Here is a 20,203-nt window from a genome sequence, read left to right as displayed (position 1 = left end):
ATCCAGAAACAGACATCCGAGGCAAAGGAAGCCCGTCCCATGCTGCGCATCGCCGTCCCCAACAAGGGTTCTCTCTCCGGACCTGCGATGGAGATGCTCCATGAGGCGGGCTACCGGCAGCGCAAGGAGTCCAAGGAACTCGTCACCGTCGACCCTGACAACGAGGTGGAGTTCTTCTACCTCCGCCCCAAGGACATCGCGATCTACGTGGCGTCCGGCCGGCTCGACATCGGCATCACCGGCCGCGACCTGCTCCTGGACTCCGGCGCCAATGCCGAGGAGATCCTGCCGCTGAACTTCGGCCGCTCCACCTTCCGCTACGCCACCCGCCCCGGCACCGCGAGCGGCCCCGAGGACTTCCACGGGATGACGATCGCCACCTCCTACGAGGGCATCGTCGCCAAGCACCTCGCCGAGCAGGGCGTCGACGCGTCCGTCGTCCACCTCGACGGGGCCGTCGAGACCGCGATCCAGCTGGGCGTCGCCGAGATCATCGCGGACGTCGTCGAGACCGGCACCAGCCTGCGCAACGCGGGCCTCGAGGTCATCGGCGAGCCGATCCTCACCTCCGAGGCCGTCGTCGTCCGCCGCACCGGCGCCACGGCCGACGACCCCAAGGTGCAGCAGTTCCTGCGACGCCTCCAGGGCGTCCTGGTCGCCCGCAGCTACGTGATGATGGACTACGACTGCCGCGCCGAGCACCTGGAGCAGGCCGTCGCCCTCACGCCCGGCCTGGAGTCGCCCACCGTCTCGCCGCTGCACAACGAGGGCTGGGTCGCCGTGCGCGCCATGGTCCCCGCCAAGGAGGCGCAGAAGGTCATGGACGACCTGTACGAGCTGGGCGCCCGGGCCATCCTGACCACGGCCATCCACGCCTGCCGCCTCTGACGGCACCTGCCGCCTCTGACGGCCCGAAGAGGCCGCACACCCGAAGCCCGAAAGCCCGCACGCAAGAAACCCGGAAACCCGATGTCCGACACCACCGCTCCCGCCCTCCCGGTCACCTTCCGGCCGGCCCGCACCCGGGCCGTCCTGCTGACCGCCGGTGTGGCGATGTTCGTCGTCATCACCTCCGTCGGGCTGATGCTGGAGAAGCTGGGACCGGGGGAGCGGGCCAGTTTCGTCTTCACCGCCGCGATGTTCCTGGGCGTCCTGGTGCTGCTGAGCCGGCCCAAGGTCGTCGCCGACGACGAGGGCGTGACGGTCGTCAACATCACCCGGACGCGCCGACTGGCGTGGGCCGAGATCCTCAAGGTCAATCTGCGCCCCGGCGACGCCTGGGTCTTCCTCGACCTGAGCGACGGCACCAGCCTGCCGGCCCTCGGCATCCAGCCGGGAATCGCCAAGGAGCAGGCCATCCGCGACGCCCGGGCGCTGCGCGCGCTCGCCGAGAGCCGGGGCACGGGCGCGGAGTCCCGCTGACCCCGGCGGGACCCGGGGAGGGACCCTGATCCGTCCCCCATACGGGGCCGACCCCCTGCCCGCGACGGGGCGGGGCTGGCTAATCTGGTGGCGGTGGTGCCGAGCGGCACCACCGCCTCGCTTGTGCAGGGCCGCCCGCCAGGCGTCCCGCGAGGCCACCCTTCGACCCGAGGAGTGATTCCCTCCAGCAATGGACGGATCGTCCGGTAGTACCTGCGCCGCCCCCTCACCCGAGGCGGCGGCATGATCGTTTCCCTGCTGCTCCTCGCAGCCGCCTTCCTGCTGATTCTCGCCAACGGCTTCTTCGTGGCCGCCGAGTTCGGCCTCGTCACCGTCGAACGCGCCGAGGCCGAGCGTGCCGCCGCCGAAGGCGACCGCCGGGCCCGCGGTGTCGTCCGCGCCCTGCGCGAGCTGTCCTTCCAGCTCTCCGGAACCCAGCTCGGCATCACCATCACCTCGCTCGTCACCGGCATGCTCGCCGAGCCCGCGCTCGCCCGGCTGCTGGACGGGCCGCTCACCGCCACCGGACTGCCCGAAGGGGCCGTCTCCGGCATCTCCGTGCTCGTGGGCATGCTGCTCGCCTCGGCCGTGCAGATGGTGGTCGGCGAGCTCGTGCCGAAGAACTGGGCGGTCTCCCGGCCGCTGCAGGTGGCCCGGTTCGTGGCCGGACCGCAGCACGCCTTCGCGAGCCTGTTCCGGCCGGTGATCTCCCTGCTCAACGCCGTCGCCAACCGGCTCGTCCGGCTGTTCGGCGTGGAGCCGGCCGACGAGCTGGACTCGGTCCGCACCCCCGGCGAGCTGGTCTCCCTGGCCCGCCACTCGGCCCTGGCCGGCGCCCTGGAACAGGACACGGCCGACCTCTTCGTCCGCACCCTGTCGCTCGGCGGGCTCACCGCCGAACAGGTCATGACCCCGCGGGTGCGGATGAGCGCACTCCAGTCGGACGCCACCGCGGCCGACGTCCTCAACCTCACCCGGGCCACCGGCCTGTCCCGGTTCCCCGTCTACCGCGAGCGGATCGACGAGATCGTCGGCATGGTGCACCTCAAGGACGCGCTCGCCGTCGTCCCGCACGAGCGGCACCGGACCTCCGTGGCCCGGATCGCCGTACCGCCGCTGCTCGTCCCCGAGTCGCTGCCCGCCCAGGCCCTCCTGGAGCGGCTGCGCCGCGAACAGCCCATAGCGGTCGTGGTCGACGAGTACGGCGGCACCGCCGGCGTGGTCACCCTGGAGGACATCGTCGAGGAGCTCGTCGGCGAGGTCCGCGACGAGCACGACACCGCCGCCGACGCCCGGCCGGAACTGGCCGCCGTGCCCTGTGACGACGGTTCGCAGGTCTGGGAGGCCGACGGCTCCTGCCGCGTGCACACCCTGCACCGGATAGGACTCGACGTGCCCGACGGCCCGTACGAGACGGTCGCCGGGCTCGTCGCCGATCTGCTCGGGCGCATCCCCGCCCCGGGCGACCGGGCCGAGCTGCCCGGCTGGCGGCTCTCGGTGCGCCAGGTCGACCGCTACCGCGCCGAACGGGTGCGGATCATGCGCACCGCCCCGGTGCCCGTCGCCGTGGAGGCGGCCCGATGAGTCTGCTCCCTCTGCTCCTCGCCCTCCTGCTGGTGCTGGCGAACGGTTTCTTCGTCGGCGCCGAGTTCGCGCTCGTGTCCGTACGCCGCAGCCAGATCGAGCCGCTCGGCGGCAAGCGGGCCCGCCAGGTCCTCCACGGCCTGGAGAACCTGCCGCAGATGATGGCGGCCGCCCAGTTCGGCATCACCGTCGCGTCGCTGACGCTCGGCGCGGTCGCCGAGCCGACCGTGGCCCGGCTGCTCGAACCGGTCTTCCACGCCGTGGCCGTGCCGGAAGGCCTCGTCCACCCGCTCGGGTACGTGATCGCCCTCGCCGCGGTGGTCTTCCTCCACCTGGTCATCGGCGAGATGGTCCCGAAGAACCTGGCGATGGCCGATCCCGAACGCACCGCGCTGCTGCTCGGACCCGGCCTGGTCGGCTTCGCCCGGCTCTGCCGGCCGGTCACCCGGGCCCTCGGCGCCTGCGCGGGTCTCGTCCTCAAGGCCTTCAAGGTCGAGCCGAAGGACGAGGTGGAGGCCGTCTTCACCAGCACCCAGCTCGGCCGGCTCGTCGAGGACGCCGGCCAGGCCGGACTGCTCGACCCGGCCGAGCAGGAGCGCCTGGAGGACGCCCTGGAACTGGGCACCCGCCCCGTTACCGACGTCCTCATCCCCTCGGCCTCCCTCGTCACCGTGCCCCCGTCGGTCACCCCGCGGGACATCGAGGAGCTGACCGTGCGGACCGGCTACTCCCGCTTCCCGGTACGGGCCGAGGGCCGGGGCACCTTCATGGGCTTCGTGCACGTGAAGGACGTCCTGGACCTGGAGGAGCGGGAGCGGGCCGTGCCCCAGCAGGTGTGGCGCCCGATGGCGACGCTGCGGGCCGAGCTGCCGCTGGACGACGCGCTCACCGTGATGCGCCGGGCCGCGACCCATCTGGCGCAGGTGGCGGACGCCTCCGGCCGGGTGCTCGGCCTCGTCGCCCTGGAGGACGTGCTGGAGATGCTGGTCGGCGAGGTCCGCGACCCGGCGCACCGCGTCGGACCGCCGGTGCGGCACCCCTCGGGCACCCCGCAGCCGCAGCCGTCCGCGCCGGTGCTCACGGGCTGAGCCCGTGGAGGGCCCGTCCGGCCTGACGACGACCGGACGGGCCCCGGCACCGTCGCGAGCCGCGGGTCGGATGCCCGGCGCCGTCGGGGCCACGGGTCAGATGCCCGGCGGGCCCTGCGGGCCGCGGTCCATGGGGCCCCGGCCGGACAGCACCTCGCCGTACGCCTGCATCAGGTCCGGCAGGCGCAGCGTGGCCAGGTCCTCGCGGGACGGCGTGGTCCCGTAGCCGGACAGCCGCAGATCGCGGTAGGCGCAGGACTTCTCGTACAGCGTGCGCAGGAAGCGGCCGTTGCCGAGCTCGTCGATCCAGCCCTGGTCGACGACGTGCCCGCTGATCGAGCGCAGCTCCTCCAGGGCCTCCTCGTCCCAGCCGTCGCCGTTCGCCGCGGCGAGGACCTTGCCGATCTCGGTGAGTTCGAGCGGGCGGTACGACGGGAAGTCGACCCTGGTGGTGAACCGGGAGGAGAGCCCCGGGTTCGCGGCGAGCAGCCGGTCCATGCCCTCCGGATAGCCGGCCAGGATCACCACGAGGTGGTCGCGGTTGTCCTCGGCGCGCTTGAGGAGCACCTGAAGGGCCTCGTCGCCGTAGGCGTCGCCCTTGCTGTAGCCGGTGTTGGAGAGCGCGTAGGCCTCGTCGACGAAGAGCACCCCGCCGATCGCCGAGTCGATCAGCTCGTTGGCCTTGACCGCGGTCTGGCCCAGGTACTCGCCGACCAGATCGGCCCGCTGGGCCTCCACCAGATGGTCCCCGCCGAGCAGGCCGAGTGCGTAGAAGACCCGGCCGAGAATGCGGGCGACGGTGGTCTTGCCGGTGCCCGAGGGACCGGAGAAGACAAAGTGACGTTTCGGCGGCTGGACGGGCAGGCCCTGGCCGGCGCGCAGCCGCGCCATCTCCAGCTGCGCCGACAGGGCCTTCACCTGTCGCTTGACCGGCTCCATGCCGACCATCCGCTCCAGCTCCGCCAGCGCCTCGGCGAGCAGGGCCGGGTCGGTGGAGCCGGCCGGGAAGCGGGGCGGCGCCGGCTGCGCCGGGACCGCCGCCTTCTGGCGCACGACGTCGGGCGGCTCCGGCGGCGCGGGCGGCGGACCGGCCTCGGGCCTGAGCAGCAGGCCGTCACCGGCCGGGGCCTCGGCGTCGGCCCGCTCGCCGTCCACCGTGTCCTGGCCGAACCCTCCGTACATGGCCGGCGCGAGCCCCACCGGATCGTCCGGGCCCTCGAAACCGTCGTACTCGGCGATGGCGGCGAGCCGCGCGGCGGTGTCCATGAACGCCGGGTCGATCCGGTGCACCGCGCGGTAGAGCGGCATCGCGGCGGCGGTCCTGCCGGTGCCCTCGTGCGCCCGGGCGAGCCAGTAGCGCAGCTCCTTGCGCTGCGGCTGCTCGCTGCGGCAGCGCATCAGGGCCGTCGCGAGCAGCGGCTCGGCCTGCCCGTACATCTCCAGGCGCACCCGGGCCATCCCGCCGAAGAGACCCGCCTCGATGCCCAGGAGCGGGTCGTCGACCAGCGGCTCCGTGTGCCGCACCAGCTGCTCCCAGTCCTTGACCAGGTAGGAGCGGCAGGCGTGCAGGAAGCGGACCTGGGGGTCGGCGTCGACCGGCGGCAGCCCGACGAGTGCCCGGTCGAGCTCCGGCACGTGCCGGCCGTCGAGCCAGTGCGAGGCGTGCGCGAGCAGCAGGTCGCGCGGGCTTTCGAGCACCGGCTGCACCCACCAGCCGAGCCAGTACCAGGAGTTGAGGTTCCTGCGGTGCCGGGCCCGCTGCTCGCCGAAGCGCTCGCGGTTGCGGTACATCCGCAGCAGTGCGGTCGTGGTGTCCACGCGCAGCGCGTGCAGACCGAGCCAGCCGTCGGCCATGCCGGGGTCGATGCGCACCGCCGTGCGGAACTCCTCCTCGGCCTGCGGATAGGCGCCCATCGTGTAGGCGTCGACTCCACGCAGCCAGGCGAGCTCGGCGGGGGCATGCGCGCCCTGTGTGCCGAAGTCCATCGGGTCCCCCACAACCGTCTACACGTGGACGGGAATTGACCGCACCGAGGGGCATCGTACCTGCGCAGAGGGTGCGTGATGAGGGAGAAGAGGGCGATCCGTCGTGATCGACACGATCCGCGGCCCGCTCACCGTCGGTGACCCTCGGTGAGCGCGAGGGCGGAACGAAGCCCCCGATCACGGGGGAACAACCGGGGGCTTCGCGTCCGCGGCGACTCCGGAGAGCCGCACATTGAGAACGTAAGACCTGTACGCCCCTTGGGTCAAGCCGAGTTGAGGCACTTGCGGAAGTGGACTTCCGCCCACTCAGTTTGCGGCCGGGGACTCGTCACGGTGGGTGATGATCTGGTCGGGGCCCGCTGTCACACGAGGTCCGGGCAGCCACTCGTACCCCTCAGCGCACTCCCGTACCAGGGTGTCGGCGAAGGGCCGCGAAGGGTCCTCGGTGAAATGGCGAGTCTCCGCCACGGTCCATTCGTCCCAGAAACCGGAGAGCGCCGGCCCGTCCCGGCGTCGCCCGCGCACCCAGGACTCCTCGGGACCGCGCTCCATCCACAGCAGGCGCGCGAGGAACGGCCGCAGCGCCCGCCGCCCGGCTCCCACGCCCTCCACGAGCACCACCGGCGCCGGGTCCAGCGTCCGCGGCGGACCGAAGGCGCGCAGATTCCAGTCGTACGGGTGATAGAGCGCCGTCTCGCCACGGGAGAGCGGCCCGATCACCTCGCCGAGCATCCGCCCGGTCCACGCGAAGAGCTCCTCGTGGGTGGCGAGGTCGTCGAGATGGAGGACGGGAGCACCGCCGAGCACGGCGGCGAGCCGCGCGGCCAGCGTGGACTTCCCGGAACCGGCGTGCCCGTCGACCGCGACGAGCCGCACCGGCCCGCACGAGGGCGGCGGCAGCCGCAGCGCGGCGGCCGCGCGGTCGAGGCCGGTGCGGTCGGGATCGGTCATGGCCCCAGAGTAGGCGAGTCGACCCGAGGGGTCCGCCGCAGGTCAGCGCGGCCGGCGGGTGCCACTGGTGGAGACCAATATTGCTCGGGCGGCACGCGTCGAATCGCTGGCAGAAGCCGGCCGCGAGCCGCGATAGTGGGGCCCGCAGCCCGTCCGTTCGCCACCACCGACTGGAGGGTCACCGCCCATGCCTCCTGCCACCCCGCGTAGAACCGTCCTCGCCGCCCTCGCGGCCGCCGCCGGCACGGCCGCGACCACCGCGGCCCCCGCGACGGCGGCACCGGGAGCGCGCGCCGACGAGGCCGCCCGCGCCGCCTGCGCCGAGGACGCGGCCTGCGCAGACCGGACCGCGGAGGGCCACGCCCCGGCGCCCGGGCTCGTCGACAACCGCTTCTGGAGCACGTACACCGACTGGCGCTGCGGCACGCCGGCCGGCACCCGGGCCGTCGCCGGGCACCGCCCCGGCCTGGTGATCGACAGTCCGGCCGGCCGCACCGACTACACCGACCCGCACACCGGCCGGACCAGCACCTGGGAGCACGCGGCCTGGACCTCGCCCGTCCACACCTCCACCGTCCCCGCGACCGAGGTCATCGCCTCCTGGAACGCCCACACCCCGCCCGGCACCTGGCTCCAGGTCGAGCTGCGCGGCACGTACGGCGACGGCACCGAGACGCCCTGGTTCGTCATGGGCCGCTGGGCCGCGGGCGACGCCGACATCCGGCGCACCTCGGTCGACGACCAGAGCGACGGCAAGGCCTCCGTCTGGACGGACACCTTCTCGATCGACGACCCCGCGGGCGGCCTCCGCCTCGTCTCCTACCGGCTCCGCCTCACCCTCTACCGCAGGCCGGGCACGACGCTCACCCCCACGGTCCGGCGGCTCGGCGCGATGGCCTCCGACATCCCGGACCGCTTCACGGTGCCGGCCTCGGTACCGGGCCTCGACCGGGAGCTGACCGTTCCCCGCTACTCGCAGAACACCCACGTGGGCCAGTACCCCGAGTACGACAACGGCGGCGAGGCCTGGTGCAGCCCCACCTCCTCGCAGATGATCGTCGAGTACTGGGAGCGCCGCCCCACGGCCGAGGACCTGGCCTGGGTGAACCCCGACTTCGCCGACCCGCAGGTCTGCCACGCGGCCCGGTTCACCTACGACTACCAGTACGAGGGCTGCGGGAACTGGCCCTTCAACGCCGCCTACGCCGCCACCTACCCGGACATGAACGCGGTCGTCACCCGCCTCCGCTCCCTCACGGAACTGGAGACCCTGATCCGCGCCGGCATCCCGGCCATCACGTCCCAGTCCTTCCGCAAGGAGGAACTCACCGGCGCCGGCTACGGCACCTCGGGCCACCTGATGACGGTGATCGGCTTCACCGCCGCCGGCGACGTGATCGCCAACGACCCGGCCTCACCGAGCAACGAGGCGGTCCGGCGGGTGTACAGGCGGCGGGAGTGGGAGAACATCTGGCTGCGGACCAAGCGTTACAACGCGAGCGGCAAAGTGGTGTCCGGCACAGGTGGGGTGTGTTACCTCTACTTTCCCGACCGGCCGACTCCCGTGCAGCGCAAGGCACTTCAGGACGTCGGCGTCCTCTGAGGCGGGGCGGTGCGGGCGGGGCCGGTGGAGTGACGTGATCTGCGTCGCTGACCCGCGGCCCCGGCCGCGGGCACGCTGGGCCGTATGAGCGCGACCTCCCATGCCGCCGCCCGCGTCCGTACGCGCACCGGCGGGCCCAAGGACGACGGACCCAGGATCCTCGAGCACCTGCTCGGCTGGACCCTGGTCGTCGTCCTCGCCGTGTTCGTCACCCGCGCCGGCCTGATGTGAGCCGCCGCTACGTCCGGGTGACGTCCTTCACGAACACGAGGCCGTCGGCGCCCGCCAGGCGGGCCGGGTCCAGCGGGGCGTAGCCGAACCAGGGCGACTCGCGCGGTGCCGGCAGGGTGTCGCCGAGGGCGGTGGCCAGCCGTCGCGGGTCGACGAGGCAGCGGTCCTCCGGGAGCGCGTACAGCAGCCCTTCGACCGTGTCCGGCGCGGGTGTGTCCACGCCCTGGTGCCGGATCGTGCCGAGAGCCGTGGCCACGAAGCCGTACTCCGTGCCGAGCCGGGTGCTCACGAGCGCGCCCGCGCCCCACCACGCGAGCGGCGCCCCGCCCATCCGCATCGTGCTCTTCTCCCGCTGGAGGTGGGAGTTGTGGGCATGGACGAGTACGGGGCCGCGGGCGGCCAGGGCGAGCAGGTTCCCGGCCATCATCTGGTCCCGCACGCCCACCAGCCGGGTCAGGCGCACCGGTGAGGTGTCGGCCATGGCGTGGTGGTAGCGCAGCAGGCCCAGGGCGGTGCGCCCGTACAGCCGCGCCCGCTCCCAGTCGTCCGGGGACGTCGTCGCGATCAGGTGCGGCGACTGCGCGTCGAGCAGCGCCGCGAGCTCGTCGGCGAGCAGCCGCAGCTCCCCGGCCTCGGCCGACCGGCCCACGGACCGGGACGGGTCCCGCATTGCGGCGGGCTCGGTCCAGCGGTCGTCCGCACCGAGGAGCCGGTCCAGGGTCCCGGCGGTGCAGGGCAGCAGGCCGGGGTCGCCGTGCGCCGCGAGGTAGCCGTGGAGGGCGGTGAGGGCCTGCCGCGGGCTCGCGGCGGCGGTGATCTCCAGCGGGCCGTCGAAACCGGCGAAGCGGAGCCGGTCGGACGCGGGGCGGTCCTCGTTGAAGGCGCGCATCCAGCGCACGAGCTCGCGGTTGGCCGCGGAGTCGCCCCACCCGTGGCTGATCCCGCGCTCCACGACGTCGTCGAGGGAGCCGGTGCCGGAGGTGACGTGCTCGTCCACGAGGAGGCCGGCCAGACAGTCGCTCTCGATCGCGATCGTCCGGTAGCCCTCCTGCTCCACGAGCTCCCGGAAGAGCTCGTTGCGCACGTCCAGGAGGGCGTCCTCGCCGTGGGTCGGCTCGCCCAGGGCGAGCAGCCGCGGCCTGGAGGGAAGCAGCGCCATGACGGCGGAGGCGTCGACGGAACGGACGGTCTTCTTGACGGTTTCCTTGACGGTTTCCTTGAAGTCAGTCGCCATGGCTTCAACCGTATCGTTGAAGCTTCGGTGGAAACTTTGCGCCGAGGAGGCCTTATAGGGTGGGGGTCATGGTGCGAAAGCTTCAAAGCAGTGGTCGGCGGCTCAGGCCCGTCGACCTGGCTCGCGGGCACGGACTGTCCACCCAGGCGGTGCGGAACTACGAGGAGGCCGGGATCCTGCCGGCCGCCGCGCGTACGGCCCACGGCTACCGCACCTACACGCCCCTGCACGCCAGGGCCCTCGGCGCGTTCCTCGCCCTGCTGCCCGGTCACGGCCACCCGACGGCGACGGCGATCATGCGCGCCGTGAACGAGGGGGCCGTCGAGGAGGCCTTCCGCCTCATCGACGAGAGCCACGCCCAGCTCCTCGACGACCGCCGCACCCTCCAGGCCGTGGAGAGCGCCCTGCGTGACCTGGGGCCGGGCGCCAGGCGCGAGCAGGACGTGGCCCCCGCGTCCCGCGACACCTTCGTCGGGCCCCTGGCGGCGCGGCTCGGCATCCGGCCCGCGACGCTGCGCACCTGGGAGCGCGCCGGTCTGGTGCGTCCGCGCCGCGACCCGCGCACCGGCTACCGCGTCTACGACGAGGCCGCCGTACGGGACGCCCGTCTCGTCCACCAGCTCAGGCGCGGCGGCTACCTGCTGGAGCAGATCGCCCCGCTGATCGCCCAGGTACGGTCGGCGGGCGGCCTCGAGCCGCTGGAGGCCGCGCTGGAGGACTGGCGCGCCCGCCTGTCCGCCCGCGCCCGCGCGATGCTGGCCGGCGCCGCCGAACTGGAGTCGTACCTCCGCGCGAGAGACACCCCCGGACCTTGAGGCCCGCTCTCTACGTCCGCGCTCGTGTGAGGCCGGACCGCCGAACGGGCATACTCCTCCCGCCACGGCCGCCCGCCGCGTCTCCGCGCGCCCGCGGCGGGGCAGCATCGGCGCCGTGACCGACCCCGAGAGGGAGGAGAGCGCCGCCATGCCCGACCTCGGCCCGCGGCCCGTGGAACGCCGGCTGCCCACCGAAGAAGCCCGGGAGCTGCTCGCCCTGGTGCGGGAGATCGCCGAGCGCGAGATCCTGCCCCGCGCCGCCGAGGAGGAGGCCGCAGGGCACTTCCCCCGGGAGCTCTTCTCGCTGCTCTCCGCCTCCGGGCTGCTCGGGCTGCCGTACGACTCCGCGTACGGCGGCGGCGACCAGCCGTACACCGTCTACCTCCAGGTCCTGGAGGAGCTGGCCGCCGCCCGGCTCACCGTGGCCCTCGGCGTCAGCGTGCACAGCCTGTCCTGCCACGCCCTGGCCGCCTTCGGCAGCGAGGAGCAGCGGGCGGCCCATCTGCCCGCGATGCTCGGCGGCGGACTGCTCGGCGCGTACTGCCTCTCCGAACCGTCCTCCGGGTCGGACGCCGCCGCCCTGCGCACCCGCGCCGTGCGGGACGGCGACGCGTGGGTGCTCGACGGCACCAAGGCGTGGATCACCCACGGCGGGATCGCCGACTTCTACACCGTCATGGCCCGCACCGGCGGCGAGGGCCCGAAGGGCATCACCGCCTTCCTGGTGCCCGGCGACGCGCCGGGGCTCGGCGCCGCCGCACCCGAGCGGAAGATGGGCATGAAGGGCTCGCCCACGGCGCAGGTGCACTTCGACGGCGTCCGGGTGTCCGACGCGCGGCGGATCGGCGCGGAGGGGCAGGGCTTCGCCATCGCCCTGGCCGCACTCGACTCCGGGCGGCTCGGCATCGCGGCCTGCGCGGTGGGCGTGGCGCAGGCGGCGCTGGACGCGGCGGTGGCCCACGCGCGGGAGCGCCGCCAGTTCGGCCGCCCGATCGCCGACTTCCAGGGCCTGCGCTTCCTGCTCGCCGACATGGCCACGCAGATCGAGGCGGGCCGGGCCCTGTACCTGGAGGCCGCCCGGCTGCGCGACGAGGGCCGGCCGTTCGCCAGGCAGGCGGCCATGGCCAAGCTGTTCTGCTCGGACGCGGCGATGCGGGTCACCACGGACGCGGTGCAGGTGCTCGGCGGCTACGGCTACACCGCGGACTTCCCCGTCGAGCGCTTCCTGCGGGAGGCGAAGGTGCTCCAGATCGTCGAGGGCACCAACCAGATCCAGCGGGTGGTCATCGCCCGGCACCTTGCCGGACCAGAGTCCCGTTGACGCGTACGGTGCGGTCGGCCCAGACCGGACCCGCGGCCAGGCGGCTCCACTCCTGGTCGCGGTGGCCCGGCAGCGTCCTGCCGTGGCTCGCCCAGAGGTCGAGCACCGCCCGGTAGATGGGCGGGTCGGCGGGGTGCGGCGCGGAAGGCGGCGGGGGCGCCGTGGCAGGCGCCGGAGCGTGCGCGGGTGCGGGGCCCGGCACGGGAGCCGGCATGGGAGCCGGCACAGGAGCCGGCATGGGGGCGGCCATCGGCGTGGGCGCGGGAATCGCCTGCTGAACCGATTCTTCAAAGTGCGGCTCGGACTGTCGATGCCGGCCGTATCCGCTGGGTGTCGTATACAGCGTGGTCATGGCCTGACCAACGCCGAGGCCCGGTTCCCGGTCACCGCCGCAGGGCGTCGAGCGGAAGTTCGACGCGTCCCCGGGCTCGCGAAGCCCCGCCGGGTGCGGGCGCACCCGGCGCACGACTATGGTCCGTGGCCAGCATTCTGACGTACCGTCAGTTCTCACTCGCCGCCGAGGAGGTCACACGTGTCAGACGACCGGCCCGTCCCGCTCGACGAATACCCCGTGCACCAGGCGCCGCTCTCCATGAAGCACCACGTCAGCGGGGACCGGAACGCCTACGACCGGTGCATCTTCCACGTCTTCGACCACCAGGGCCGCGCCCTGCTCATCGCCGGGCTCGGCGTGTACCCCAACACCGGGGTCGTCGACGCCTACGCGACGCTGCGCACCGGCGACCGGCTGCACGCCGTCCGGGCCTCCGACGCCCTCGGCGACGACCGGATGAACCTCTCCGTCGGACCCCTGCGGATCACCGTCGACCAGCCGCTCCGGCAGCTCACGCTGCACTGCGACCCCGACCCGGGCGACCCCGACGGGCTCTCCTTCGACCTGACCTGGACGGGCGACTTCCCGGCCGTCTGGGAGCCGCACCACACCCAGCGCCGGGGCGACCGGCTCACCCTGGAGGGCCGCCGCTTCGTCCAGGCCGGCCACGCCACCGGCACCATCCGGGCGGGCGGCGAGGAGTTCGCCGTCACGGCGGGGGAGTGGACCGGGACCCGCGACCGCAGCTGGGGCGTGCGCCCGCTGCCCGGCGAAGAGCCGGGCCGCGCCGAGGAGTTCCGGCCCGAGGGCTTCCACTGGCTCTGGATACCGATGCGCTTCGAGGACCGGTTCCTCATGGTCATCGCCCAGGAGGACGCCGACGGCTACCGCACCCTCAACGAGGCGCTGCTGGTACGGAACGGGCGGCGTGACACCCAACTCGGCTGGCCCCGCACCGACATCACGTACCGCCCCGGAACCCGCGAACCCGAACGGGCCGTCGTCCACCTCACCGACCCGGCCGGCAAGGCCCTGGAGATCGGCGTGGAGATCCTCGCCTCCTCCCCGCTCGCCGTCGGCGCCGGCTACCCGCCCGCCCCCGACTGGCAGCACGGCAGCTGGCAGGGCCGCGACTGGACCGACCGCCGCGTCTACGACCTGTCCGACCCGGCCGCCCACCCGCTCGCCGCCTACGGCGTCACCGACCACGCCGCCCGCTTCACCCTCGACGGGCACACCGGACACGGCATCTTCGAGCACGGCTCCTTCGGCCGCCACGACCCCAGCGGCTTCACGGACTACACGTCCACGGCCCCGTAGCACCGACCGCACGGGGCCAGCTCGCAGGACGGACTACGCGTCCGCGGCCCCGCAGACCCGACGCACGGGGACCAGCCCGAAGGGCCGAAGGCCCGGCCGCACGGGCGCCGGCCCCGCCCCGCCCCGCAGACCCGACCCCCCGTCCGCAGCCCCGCAGAGGAGGCCCGATGGCGACGGCGCCCCGGCCCCGTACCACCACACGTGATCCCGAGGAGCTGGGCCGCCGGCTCGGTGCCTGGCTGGCCGGGCGGCTGCCCGGTGCCAGGGTCACCGGTCTGGCCGTCCCCGCGTCCAACGGGATGTCCAGCGAGACGCTGCTCTTCGACCTGGAGCACCCGGAGGCGCCGGTGCGCGGCTGCGCGCTCCGGCTCGCCGCCGACCCCGACGCGTACACCGTCTTCCCGGTCTACGACATGGCGCGCCAGCACCGGGTGATGCGCCTGGTCGCCGAGCACACCGACGTGCCCGTGCCGCGGGTGCTGTGGCTGGAGGAGGACCCGGGCCCGCTGGGCGCGCCCTTCTTCGTGATGGCCCGCGCGGAGGGGCGGGTCCCGCCGGACGTGATGCCCTACACGTACGAGGGCAACTGGCTGCACGCGGCGAGCGACGCCGAACGGGCTGTCCTGGAGGCCGAGTCGGTCGGTGTCCTGGCCCGGCTGCACGACCGGTTCCCGGCGAAGGAGGCCGAGTTCCTGCTGCCGGAGGGCGTCGGCAGCCCGCTGCGCCGGCACGTCGACGCCCAACGCGCCTACTACGCCTGGGTGGTGGACGGGCTCGCGCCCTCGCCGCTGATCGAGTCCGCCTTCGACTGGCTCGAGGCGCACTGGCCCGCGGACGAGGGTCCCGCCGTGCTCAACTGGGGCGACGCGAGGATCGGGAACATCGTCTACGACGGGTTCACGCCGGCCGCCGTGCTCGACTGGGAGATGGCGGCGTTCGCGCCGCGCGAGGTCGACCTCGGCTGGACGGTCTACCTGCACCGCTTCTTCCAGGACCTCACCGTGAGCTTCGGCCAGCCGGGTCTGCCGGACTTCCTGCGCCGGGACGCGATCGAGCGGCGGTACGCCGAACTGACCGGGCACACGCCCCGGGACATGGAGTTCCACACCCTGTACGCGGCGCTGCGGCACGCGATCGTGATGCTGCGGATCGCCTACCGGCAGGCGTACTTCGGAGAGGTGCGGGTCCCCGCGAAAGCCGAGGACGTCGACGGCCTGATCCTGCACCACGCCACGCTCGCGGCGATGGTGCAGGGGCGCTACTGGTGAGCGGCTAGGGGGTGTCTCGTCGATCAGGCCGGATCAGGGAGCGGCGTCTGGTGCCGTGCCTGGCAAGGCGCCGGAGTGACGCGATAGCGGAGCTATCGGGGCGCTTCGGCAACGCGGCGAGGCGCGGTGCCAGGCGTCGCGAGCCCGGCATGATCGGCGAGGCACCCCCTACGGCTCGCGCCGGGTCAGGCCGCGCGGCGCAGCTGGGCCGGCTTGATCGGGCGCGAGCCCGGGCCGCCCACGTGCGAGAACGGCTGCATCCGCCAGTCCAGGCCCTGAGGAAGCGTCAGGAGCAGGGCGGTGTCCTGCTCCTGCGCCTCCAGGGTGTCGTCGGCGGGGACGGCCCCGGCCGCGGGCCGGCCGGTGCCGGTGCAGACCGTGAGGACGAAGGGGTTCCACGGCGTCGGGCAGAGCGCGTGCTCCGGCAGGACGTCCTCGTCCGCGAGCAGCGCGATCGGCTGCTCGCAGTCCGGGCAGATCACCCGGTACATCTCAAAGGTGTCGTACGCGTCGAGCTCGTCGGCGGTGTCGACGGAATCAACAGGCTCCTGCATGGAGAATCTCCCCCTCGGACGGGTCGGCCGGATCTGAGTGGCCTCGACCACAGCAAGCAATTCCCATACGGCCCGCCGCATAACCGTGAGGTCACGTCCGAGAAGCCGGTATGCCTGTGGCGTTCGTCACATGCCCGACGTAAGTGCCCCGCGGATGCGCCCCAGATGCCTCGAAAGGCGCCGCGCGCGCCCGCCCGGGCGCCCCCGCACCGGCGCACGAGCCGCCCCGGCTGTGCCCCGGGCCCGCCGGGGCAATAGGGTCACCGCATGGAGGAGCTGGATCGTCAGATCGTCGAGTTGCTCGTCAAGGACGGGCGCATGAGCTACACCGACCTGGGCAAGGCCACCGGCCTGTCCACCTCGGCCGTGCATCAGCGCGTCCGCCGCCTTGAACAGCGCGGTGTCATCCGCGGCTATGCCGCCGTCGTCGACCCGGAGGCCGTCGGCCTGCCGCTCACCGCCTTCATCTCGGTGAAACCCTTCGACCCCAGCGCCCCCGACGACACCCCCGACCGGCTCGCCGACATCCCCGAGATCGAGGCCTGCCACAGCGTCGCGGGCGACGAGAACTACATCCTCAAGGTGCGCGTCGCCACCCCGCTGGAGCTGGAGCACCTGCTCAGCCGCATCCGCTCGCAGGCCCACGTCTCCAGCCGCACCACGGTGGTGCTCTCCACCCCGTACGAGTCCCGGCCGCCGCGCGTCTAGGGCCTGTCCGGCGGATCAGGGCCGGACCGGCCCCGGGGAGTGAGACGCCCGCCGGGGCCCGGCGGGGCTAACCCGCCGGTAAGAAGTGCGTCCGGTACGCCCTAGCCTGGTGGGATGAGCGCGAACGAACACCGCACCGTGCTGCTGCGCGGTGGAGAAGTCCACAGCCCCGCCGACCCCTTCGCCACCGCCATGGTGGTGGAGCGCGGGCACGTCGCCTGGGTGGGCTCGGAAGGCGCGGCGGACGCCTTCGCCTCCGGCGTGGACGAGGTGGTCGACCTGGACGGCGCACTCGTCACCCCGGCGTTCGTCGACGCCCACGTGCACACCACCGCGACCGGTCTCGCGCTGACCGGCCTCGACCTGTCCTCCGCCGCCTCGCTCGCCGAGGCGGCGGACAGGATCCGCTCGTACGCCGCCGCCCGCCCCGCCGACCGGATCCTCATCGGCCACGGCTGGGACGCCTCCCGCTGGCCCGAGCGCCGGCCGCTCACCCGCGCCGAGCTCGACGGGCTCACCGGCGGCCGCCCGCTCTACCTCACCCGCATCGACGTCCACTCGTGCGTGGTCACCACCGCGCTGCTCGACCTGGTGCCCGGCATCCGGGACCTCGACGGCTTCCACGACGGGCAGCAGCCGCTCACCGGCGACGCCCACCACGCCGTCCGCGCCGCCGCGTACGCGGAACTCTCCCCGCAGCAGCGCGCCGAGGCCCAGCGGGCCGCCCGGAACCACGCCGCCTCGCTGGGCATCGGCACCCTGCACGAGTGCGGCGGTCCCGAGATCTCCTCCGAGGATGACTTCACCGGTCTGCTGGACCTCGCCCGCAGCGAGCCCGGCCCGCGCGTGGTCGGCTACTGGGCCGACCTCGACATCGAGCGGGCCCGCGCCCTCGGCGCCCTCGGCGCGGCGGGCGACCTCTTCGCCGACGGCTCCCTCGGTTCCCACACCGCCTGCCTCCACGAGCAGTACGCCGACCACGCCGGCTCCGGCACGGCCCACCTCGACGCGGCGGCCGTCGCCGCCCATGTCGTCGCGTGCACCGAGGCCGGGCTCCAGGCCGGCTTCCACGCCATCGGTGACGCCGCCGTCGACGCGGTCGTCGAGGGCAGCAGGGCCGCCGCCGACAAGCTGGGCCTGGCCCGGATCCGGGCCGCCCGGCACCGCGTGGAGCACGCGGAGATGCTCAGCCCGGAGGCGATCGCGGGCTTCGCCGAGCTGGGCCTCACGGCGTCCGTGCAGCCGGCCTTCGACGCGTACTGGGGCGGCGACGAGGGCATGTACGCCGACCGCCTCGGCGTCGAGCGGGCCCGCGCCCTCAACCCGTACGCCGCCCTGCTGCGCGCCGGCGTGCCGCTCGCCTTCGGCTCGGACAGCCCGGTCACCCCGCTCGACCCGTGGGGCACCCTGCGCGCCGCCGCCTTCCACCGGACGCCCGAGCACCGGGTCTCCGTCCGCGCCGCCTTCACCGCGCACACCCGGGGCGGCTGGCGCGCCGTCGGCCGCGACGACGCGGGCACCCTGGTGCCGGGCGCACCGGCCGACTACGCGGTGTGGCGCACGGGCGAGCTCCTCGTTCAGGCGCCGGACGACCGGGTGGCGCGCTGGTCGACCGATCCGCGCTCCGGGACGCCCGGTCTGCCCGATCTGACCCCCGGCAACGACCTTCCGGTCTGCCTGCGGACGGTCGTCTCCGGACAAACGGTGTTCGTACGACCGAACGAGTGACGTCGGGACATTTCGAGCCCTCGCTCGAACTCCGCCGGACTCGCCCGCGACCTGCGGATCTTCCTCGCCTGCCTGCAGAGACGGTTCATCACCGCAGGTCAAACGGGTGTTGACAGCGGGCCGCCACCGGCCGGTAGGTTCGGCGCGTCCACCAAGGACGTCCGACCGGTTTCAAACCTCCACGCAGGCACCGAACGCCGCCCGCGCCTCGGGGGCGAGGGAAGGTTTTTCCGGCGGAGGGTGCGACCCGGGTGGGGCCCCGGCGTTCAGTAGACAACGGCCTCGGCCGATCCGCAGCCAGCGGGTCCCGGGTCGGCCCGAAGGACGCCGGGCCCCGATCCCGCACCCCGTGCGCGCGGCTCGCTATGGTGGGGGCTCGCGTATGTATCCGAAGGGGCAGTAGTGAACGACGGTGGCCAGAGGCGTTACGGCCCGCTCGGCAAGGCCTTGGTGATCATCCCGACCTACAACGAGGCGGAGAACATCAAGCCGATCGTCGCGCGGGTGCGGGAGGCCGTTCCCGAGGCGCACGTTCTCGTCGCCGACGACAACAGCCCCGACGGCACGGGCAAGTTCGCCGACGAGCTCGCCGCGGACGACGACCACGTCCACGTCCTGCACCGCAAGGGCAAGGAAGGGCTCGGCGCCGCCTATCTGGCCGGCTTCCGCTGGGGCATGGACCACGGTTACGACGTCCTGATCGAGATGGACGCCGACGGCTCCCACCAGCCCGAGGAGCTGCCCCGGCTGCTCACCGCCCTCAAGGGTGCCGACCTGGTGCTCGGCTCCCGCTGGGTGCCCGGCGGCCGGATCGTGAACTGGCCCAAGTCCCGCGAGTTCATCTCGCGCGGCGGCAGCCTCTACTCCCGGCTGATGCTCGACGTGCCGATCCGCGACGTCACCGGCGGCTACCGGGCCTTCCGCAAGGAGACCCTGCTGGGCCTCGGCCTCGACGACGTCGCCTCGGCCGGCTACTGCTTCCAGGTCGACCTGGCCCGGCGCGCGGTCGCCGCGGGCTTCCACGTCGTGGAGGTGCCCATCACCTTCGTCGAGCGGGAGGTCGGCGACTCCAAGATGAGCCGGAACATCGTCGTCGAGGCGCTGTGGCGGGTCACCGGCTGGGGCCTCTCGGCCCGGGCGGAGAAGGTCGGCAAGCTGCTCGGCCGCAAGCCGTCCTGACCTTCCCCGTCCTGATCCTTCCTTTACGACGTTCCCACGGGCCGCCAGGCACACTGGGGGCATGACGACCGGCGCACCGCCTCCCCTCGCCCCCAAGCGCTCCCGCGCGCGTACGTTCCTCCCGCCGGCCCTCGCGGTCTGGCTGGTCCTGGAGATCTGGCTGCTCACCGTCGTGGCGAACGCGGCGGGCGGGTTCACCGTCCTCCTGCTCCTGGTCGGCGGCGGCGTGCTCGGCGCCGCCGTGATCAAGCGGGCCGGCCGGCGGGCCTTCGCCAACCTCACCGGGACCTTCCAGCGGGCCCAGGAGGCGGCGCAGCGCGGCGAGATGCCCACGGCGCCCGACAAGGCCGCCGCGGCGGACCGCAACGGCTTCCTGATGCTCGGCGGCCTGCTCCTGATGATCCCGGGCCTGATCTCCGACGCGGTCGGTCTGCTGCTGCTCGTCCCGCCCGTGCGCGCCGCCGTCGGGCGGCTCGCGGAGCGGGCGGTGGAGCGCCGGATGGCCGCCGCCCGGCCCGGCAGTCTCCAGGACGCCTTCCAGCAGGCCCGCATTCACCGGCCCGACGGAAAGGTCGTGCAGGGTGAGGTCGTCCGCGAGGACGCGCCCCAGGGCCCGGCCCGGCCCCAGGAGTCCCGCCCGCCGCTGACACCCTGAGCCGAAGCCGTACGGGCCGGCGTTCACGGTGCCGGCCCGTACGGCGCGCGGGCGTGTGCGGCGCGCGTGTGGCTCCGGCTCCGTGCGGGCCCGCGCCGGCTTCGTACACGCGCACCCGGAAGAAGAACGCGAACGCCGCGGGGCCCGGTACACGAAAGGTGTACCGGGCCCCACGATGTTTTTTTCTTTGGGCTTTTTGTCTTCCTTTCTACGGGACTTTTG

At 73.5% G+C, this 20,203-nt stretch carries 18 protein-coding genes; 14 read left to right on the top strand and 4 right to left on the bottom strand.

The annotated features are described in order from the left end of the window. Positions 1-39 precede the first annotated feature (39 nt). The 4 genes from hisG to ACFWJO_RS25595 all read left to right on the top strand — a co-directional run bounded on the left by hisG (position 40) and on the right by ACFWJO_RS25595 (position 4,094). On the top strand, positions 40-888 hold the full coding sequence (gene hisG / locus ACFWJO_RS25610; protein ID WP_384421049.1) for an ATP phosphoribosyltransferase: 849 nt from the start codon (positions 40-42) through the stop codon (positions 886-888). 81 nt (positions 889-969) lie between these two features. Then, positions 970-1,422 (top strand): PH domain-containing protein, encoded by a 453-nt coding sequence (locus ACFWJO_RS25605; RefSeq protein WP_386868688.1) that lies wholly within the window; start codon positions 970-972, stop codon positions 1,420-1,422. 243 nt (positions 1,423-1,665) lie between these two features. Next, positions 1,666-3,006, top strand: a complete 1,341-nt coding sequence (locus ACFWJO_RS25600) for a hemolysin family protein (protein ID WP_386868686.1) — start codon at positions 1,666-1,668, stop codon at positions 3,004-3,006. Then, the gene (locus ACFWJO_RS25595) at positions 3,003-4,094 is read left to right on the top strand and encodes a hemolysin family protein (RefSeq protein ID WP_386868684.1); all 1,092 of its coding nucleotides are present in this window, start codon (positions 3,003-3,005) and stop codon (positions 4,092-4,094) included. Before ACFWJO_RS25600 ends, ACFWJO_RS25595 begins: the two co-directional genes overlap by 4 nt. A 96-nt stretch (positions 4,095-4,190) precedes the next feature. Here the strand turns inward: ACFWJO_RS25595 and ACFWJO_RS25590 are convergent, their stop codons facing one another. Together ACFWJO_RS25590 and ACFWJO_RS25585 are read right to left on the bottom strand one after the other, a co-directional pair. After that, positions 4,191-6,080, bottom strand: a complete 1,890-nt coding sequence (locus tag ACFWJO_RS25590) for an AAA family ATPase (protein ID WP_386868682.1) — start codon at positions 6,078-6,080, stop codon at positions 4,191-4,193. A 306-nt stretch (positions 6,081-6,386) separates the two neighbouring features. After that, on the bottom strand, positions 6,387-7,031 hold the full coding sequence (locus ACFWJO_RS25585; RefSeq protein WP_386868680.1) for a uridine kinase: 645 nt from the start codon (positions 7,029-7,031) through the stop codon (positions 6,387-6,389). Positions 7,032-7,218: 187 nt separating this feature from the next. On the opposite strand from ACFWJO_RS25585, the gene ACFWJO_RS25580 reads away from it, so the two are divergent. After that, positions 7,219-8,634: a peptidase C39 family protein gene (locus tag ACFWJO_RS25580; protein WP_386868678.1), complete on the top strand. Its 1,416-nt coding sequence runs from the start codon at positions 7,219-7,221 to the stop codon at positions 8,632-8,634. An 84-nt stretch (positions 8,635-8,718) separates the two neighbouring features. After that, positions 8,719-8,865 carry an SCO1431 family membrane protein gene (locus ACFWJO_RS25575; protein WP_386868677.1) on the top strand — a complete coding sequence of 49 codons (147 nt, stop codon included), beginning with the start codon at positions 8,719-8,721 and terminating at the stop codon, positions 8,863-8,865. Positions 8,866-8,872: 7 nt separating this feature from the next. Here ACFWJO_RS25575 and ACFWJO_RS25570 read toward each other — a convergent pair whose 3' ends face one another. Next, positions 8,873-10,099, bottom strand: a complete 1,227-nt coding sequence (locus tag ACFWJO_RS25570) for an erythromycin esterase family protein (protein WP_386868675.1) — start codon at positions 10,097-10,099, stop codon at positions 8,873-8,875. Between the two features lie 68 nt (positions 10,100-10,167). On the opposite strand from ACFWJO_RS25570, the gene ACFWJO_RS25565 reads away from it, so the two are divergent. From ACFWJO_RS25565 to ACFWJO_RS25550, 4 genes are all read left to right on the top strand, one after another. Beyond that, complete coding sequence (locus ACFWJO_RS25565) at positions 10,168-10,914, top strand: TioE family transcriptional regulator (RefSeq protein WP_386868673.1); 747 nt, start codon at positions 10,168-10,170, stop codon at positions 10,912-10,914. 148 nt (positions 10,915-11,062) lie between these two features. Further along, positions 11,063-12,235: an acyl-CoA dehydrogenase family protein gene (locus ACFWJO_RS25560; protein ID WP_386868717.1), complete on the top strand. Its 1,173-nt coding sequence runs from the start codon at positions 11,063-11,065 to the stop codon at positions 12,233-12,235. A 532-nt stretch (positions 12,236-12,767) separates the two neighbouring features. Then, positions 12,768-13,889 carry a hypothetical protein gene (locus ACFWJO_RS25555; protein WP_386868671.1) on the top strand — a complete coding sequence of 374 codons (1,122 nt, stop codon included), beginning with the start codon at positions 12,768-12,770 and terminating at the stop codon, positions 13,887-13,889. A 167-nt stretch (positions 13,890-14,056) separates the two neighbouring features. Continuing rightward, a complete protein-coding gene (locus ACFWJO_RS25550; RefSeq protein WP_386868669.1) occupies positions 14,057-15,157 on the top strand; it encodes a phosphotransferase family protein in 1,101 nt (366 codons plus the stop codon). Positions 15,158-15,342: 185 nt separating this feature from the next. Here the strand turns inward: ACFWJO_RS25550 and ACFWJO_RS25545 are convergent, their stop codons facing one another. Continuing rightward, positions 15,343-15,711, bottom strand: a complete 369-nt coding sequence (locus tag ACFWJO_RS25545; RefSeq protein WP_384421013.1) for a hypothetical protein — start codon at positions 15,709-15,711, stop codon at positions 15,343-15,345. A gap of 267 nt (positions 15,712-15,978) precedes the next feature. On the opposite strand from ACFWJO_RS25545, the gene ACFWJO_RS25540 reads away from it, so the two are divergent. The 4 genes from ACFWJO_RS25540 to fxsA all read left to right on the top strand — a co-directional run bounded on the left by ACFWJO_RS25540 (position 15,979) and on the right by fxsA (position 19,981). After that, positions 15,979-16,419: an Lrp/AsnC family transcriptional regulator gene (locus ACFWJO_RS25540; protein WP_351667247.1), complete on the top strand. Its 441-nt coding sequence runs from the start codon at positions 15,979-15,981 to the stop codon at positions 16,417-16,419. Positions 16,420-16,533: 114 nt separating this feature from the next. After that, the gene (locus ACFWJO_RS25535) at positions 16,534-18,147 is read left to right on the top strand and encodes an amidohydrolase (RefSeq protein WP_386868667.1); all 1,614 of its coding nucleotides are present in this window, start codon (positions 16,534-16,536) and stop codon (positions 18,145-18,147) included. Positions 18,148-18,549: 402 nt separating this feature from the next. Then, positions 18,550-19,326, top strand: a complete 777-nt coding sequence (locus ACFWJO_RS25530) for a polyprenol monophosphomannose synthase (protein ID WP_386868666.1) — start codon at positions 18,550-18,552, stop codon at positions 19,324-19,326. Between the two features lie 61 nt (positions 19,327-19,387). Then, a complete protein-coding gene (fxsA, locus tag ACFWJO_RS25525) occupies positions 19,388-19,981 on the top strand; it encodes an FxsA family membrane protein (protein WP_386868665.1) in 594 nt (197 codons plus the stop codon). The last annotated feature ends 222 nt before the right edge of the window (positions 19,982-20,203 follow it).

The organism is Streptomyces sp. NPDC127092, from assembly GCF_042722475.1.
GTDB lineage: Bacteria > Actinomycetota > Actinomycetes > Streptomycetales > Streptomycetaceae > Streptomyces.
Note: the sequence above shows the minus strand (reverse complement) of the source record. Positions and strands in the feature narration are given on the sequence as shown.

Excerpts from the sequence above, each read along its gene's own strand:
- fxsA (WP_386868665.1), top strand. The coding sequence starts at position 19,388 with ATGACGACCGGCGCACCGCCTCCCCTCGCCCCCAAGCGCTCCCGCGCG.
- ACFWJO_RS25545 (WP_384421013.1), bottom strand. The coding sequence starts at position 15,711 with ATGCAGGAGCCTGTTGATTCCGTCGACACCGCCGACGAGCTCGACGCG.
- ACFWJO_RS25600 (WP_386868686.1), top strand. The coding sequence starts at position 1,666 with ATGATCGTTTCCCTGCTGCTCCTCGCAGCCGCCTTCCTGCTGATTCTC.
- ACFWJO_RS25535 (WP_386868667.1), top strand. The coding sequence starts at position 16,534 with ATGAGCGCGAACGAACACCGCACCGTGCTGCTGCGCGGTGGAGAAGTC.
- ACFWJO_RS25565 (WP_386868673.1), top strand. The coding sequence starts at position 10,168 with ATGGTGCGAAAGCTTCAAAGCAGTGGTCGGCGGCTCAGGCCCGTCGAC.
- ACFWJO_RS25595 (WP_386868684.1), top strand. The coding sequence starts at position 3,003 with ATGAGTCTGCTCCCTCTGCTCCTCGCCCTCCTGCTGGTGCTGGCGAAC.
- ACFWJO_RS25550 (WP_386868669.1), top strand. The coding sequence starts at position 14,057 with ATGGCGACGGCGCCCCGGCCCCGTACCACCACACGTGATCCCGAGGAG.
- ACFWJO_RS25580 (WP_386868678.1), top strand. The coding sequence starts at position 7,219 with ATGCCTCCTGCCACCCCGCGTAGAACCGTCCTCGCCGCCCTCGCGGCC.
- ACFWJO_RS25605 (WP_386868688.1), top strand. The coding sequence starts at position 970 with ATGTCCGACACCACCGCTCCCGCCCTCCCGGTCACCTTCCGGCCGGCC.
- hisG (WP_384421049.1), top strand. The coding sequence starts at position 40 with ATGCTGCGCATCGCCGTCCCCAACAAGGGTTCTCTCTCCGGACCTGCG.
- ACFWJO_RS25540 (WP_351667247.1), top strand. The coding sequence starts at position 15,979 with ATGGAGGAGCTGGATCGTCAGATCGTCGAGTTGCTCGTCAAGGACGGG.
- ACFWJO_RS25570 (WP_386868675.1), bottom strand. The coding sequence starts at position 10,099 with ATGGCGACTGACTTCAAGGAAACCGTCAAGGAAACCGTCAAGAAGACC.
- ACFWJO_RS25560 (WP_386868717.1), top strand. The coding sequence starts at position 11,063 with ATGCCCGACCTCGGCCCGCGGCCCGTGGAACGCCGGCTGCCCACCGAA.
- ACFWJO_RS25585 (WP_386868680.1), bottom strand. The coding sequence starts at position 7,031 with ATGACCGATCCCGACCGCACCGGCCTCGACCGCGCGGCCGCCGCGCTG.
- ACFWJO_RS25575 (WP_386868677.1), top strand. The coding sequence starts at position 8,719 with ATGAGCGCGACCTCCCATGCCGCCGCCCGCGTCCGTACGCGCACCGGC.
- ACFWJO_RS25590 (WP_386868682.1), bottom strand. The coding sequence starts at position 6,080 with ATGGACTTCGGCACACAGGGCGCGCATGCCCCCGCCGAGCTCGCCTGG.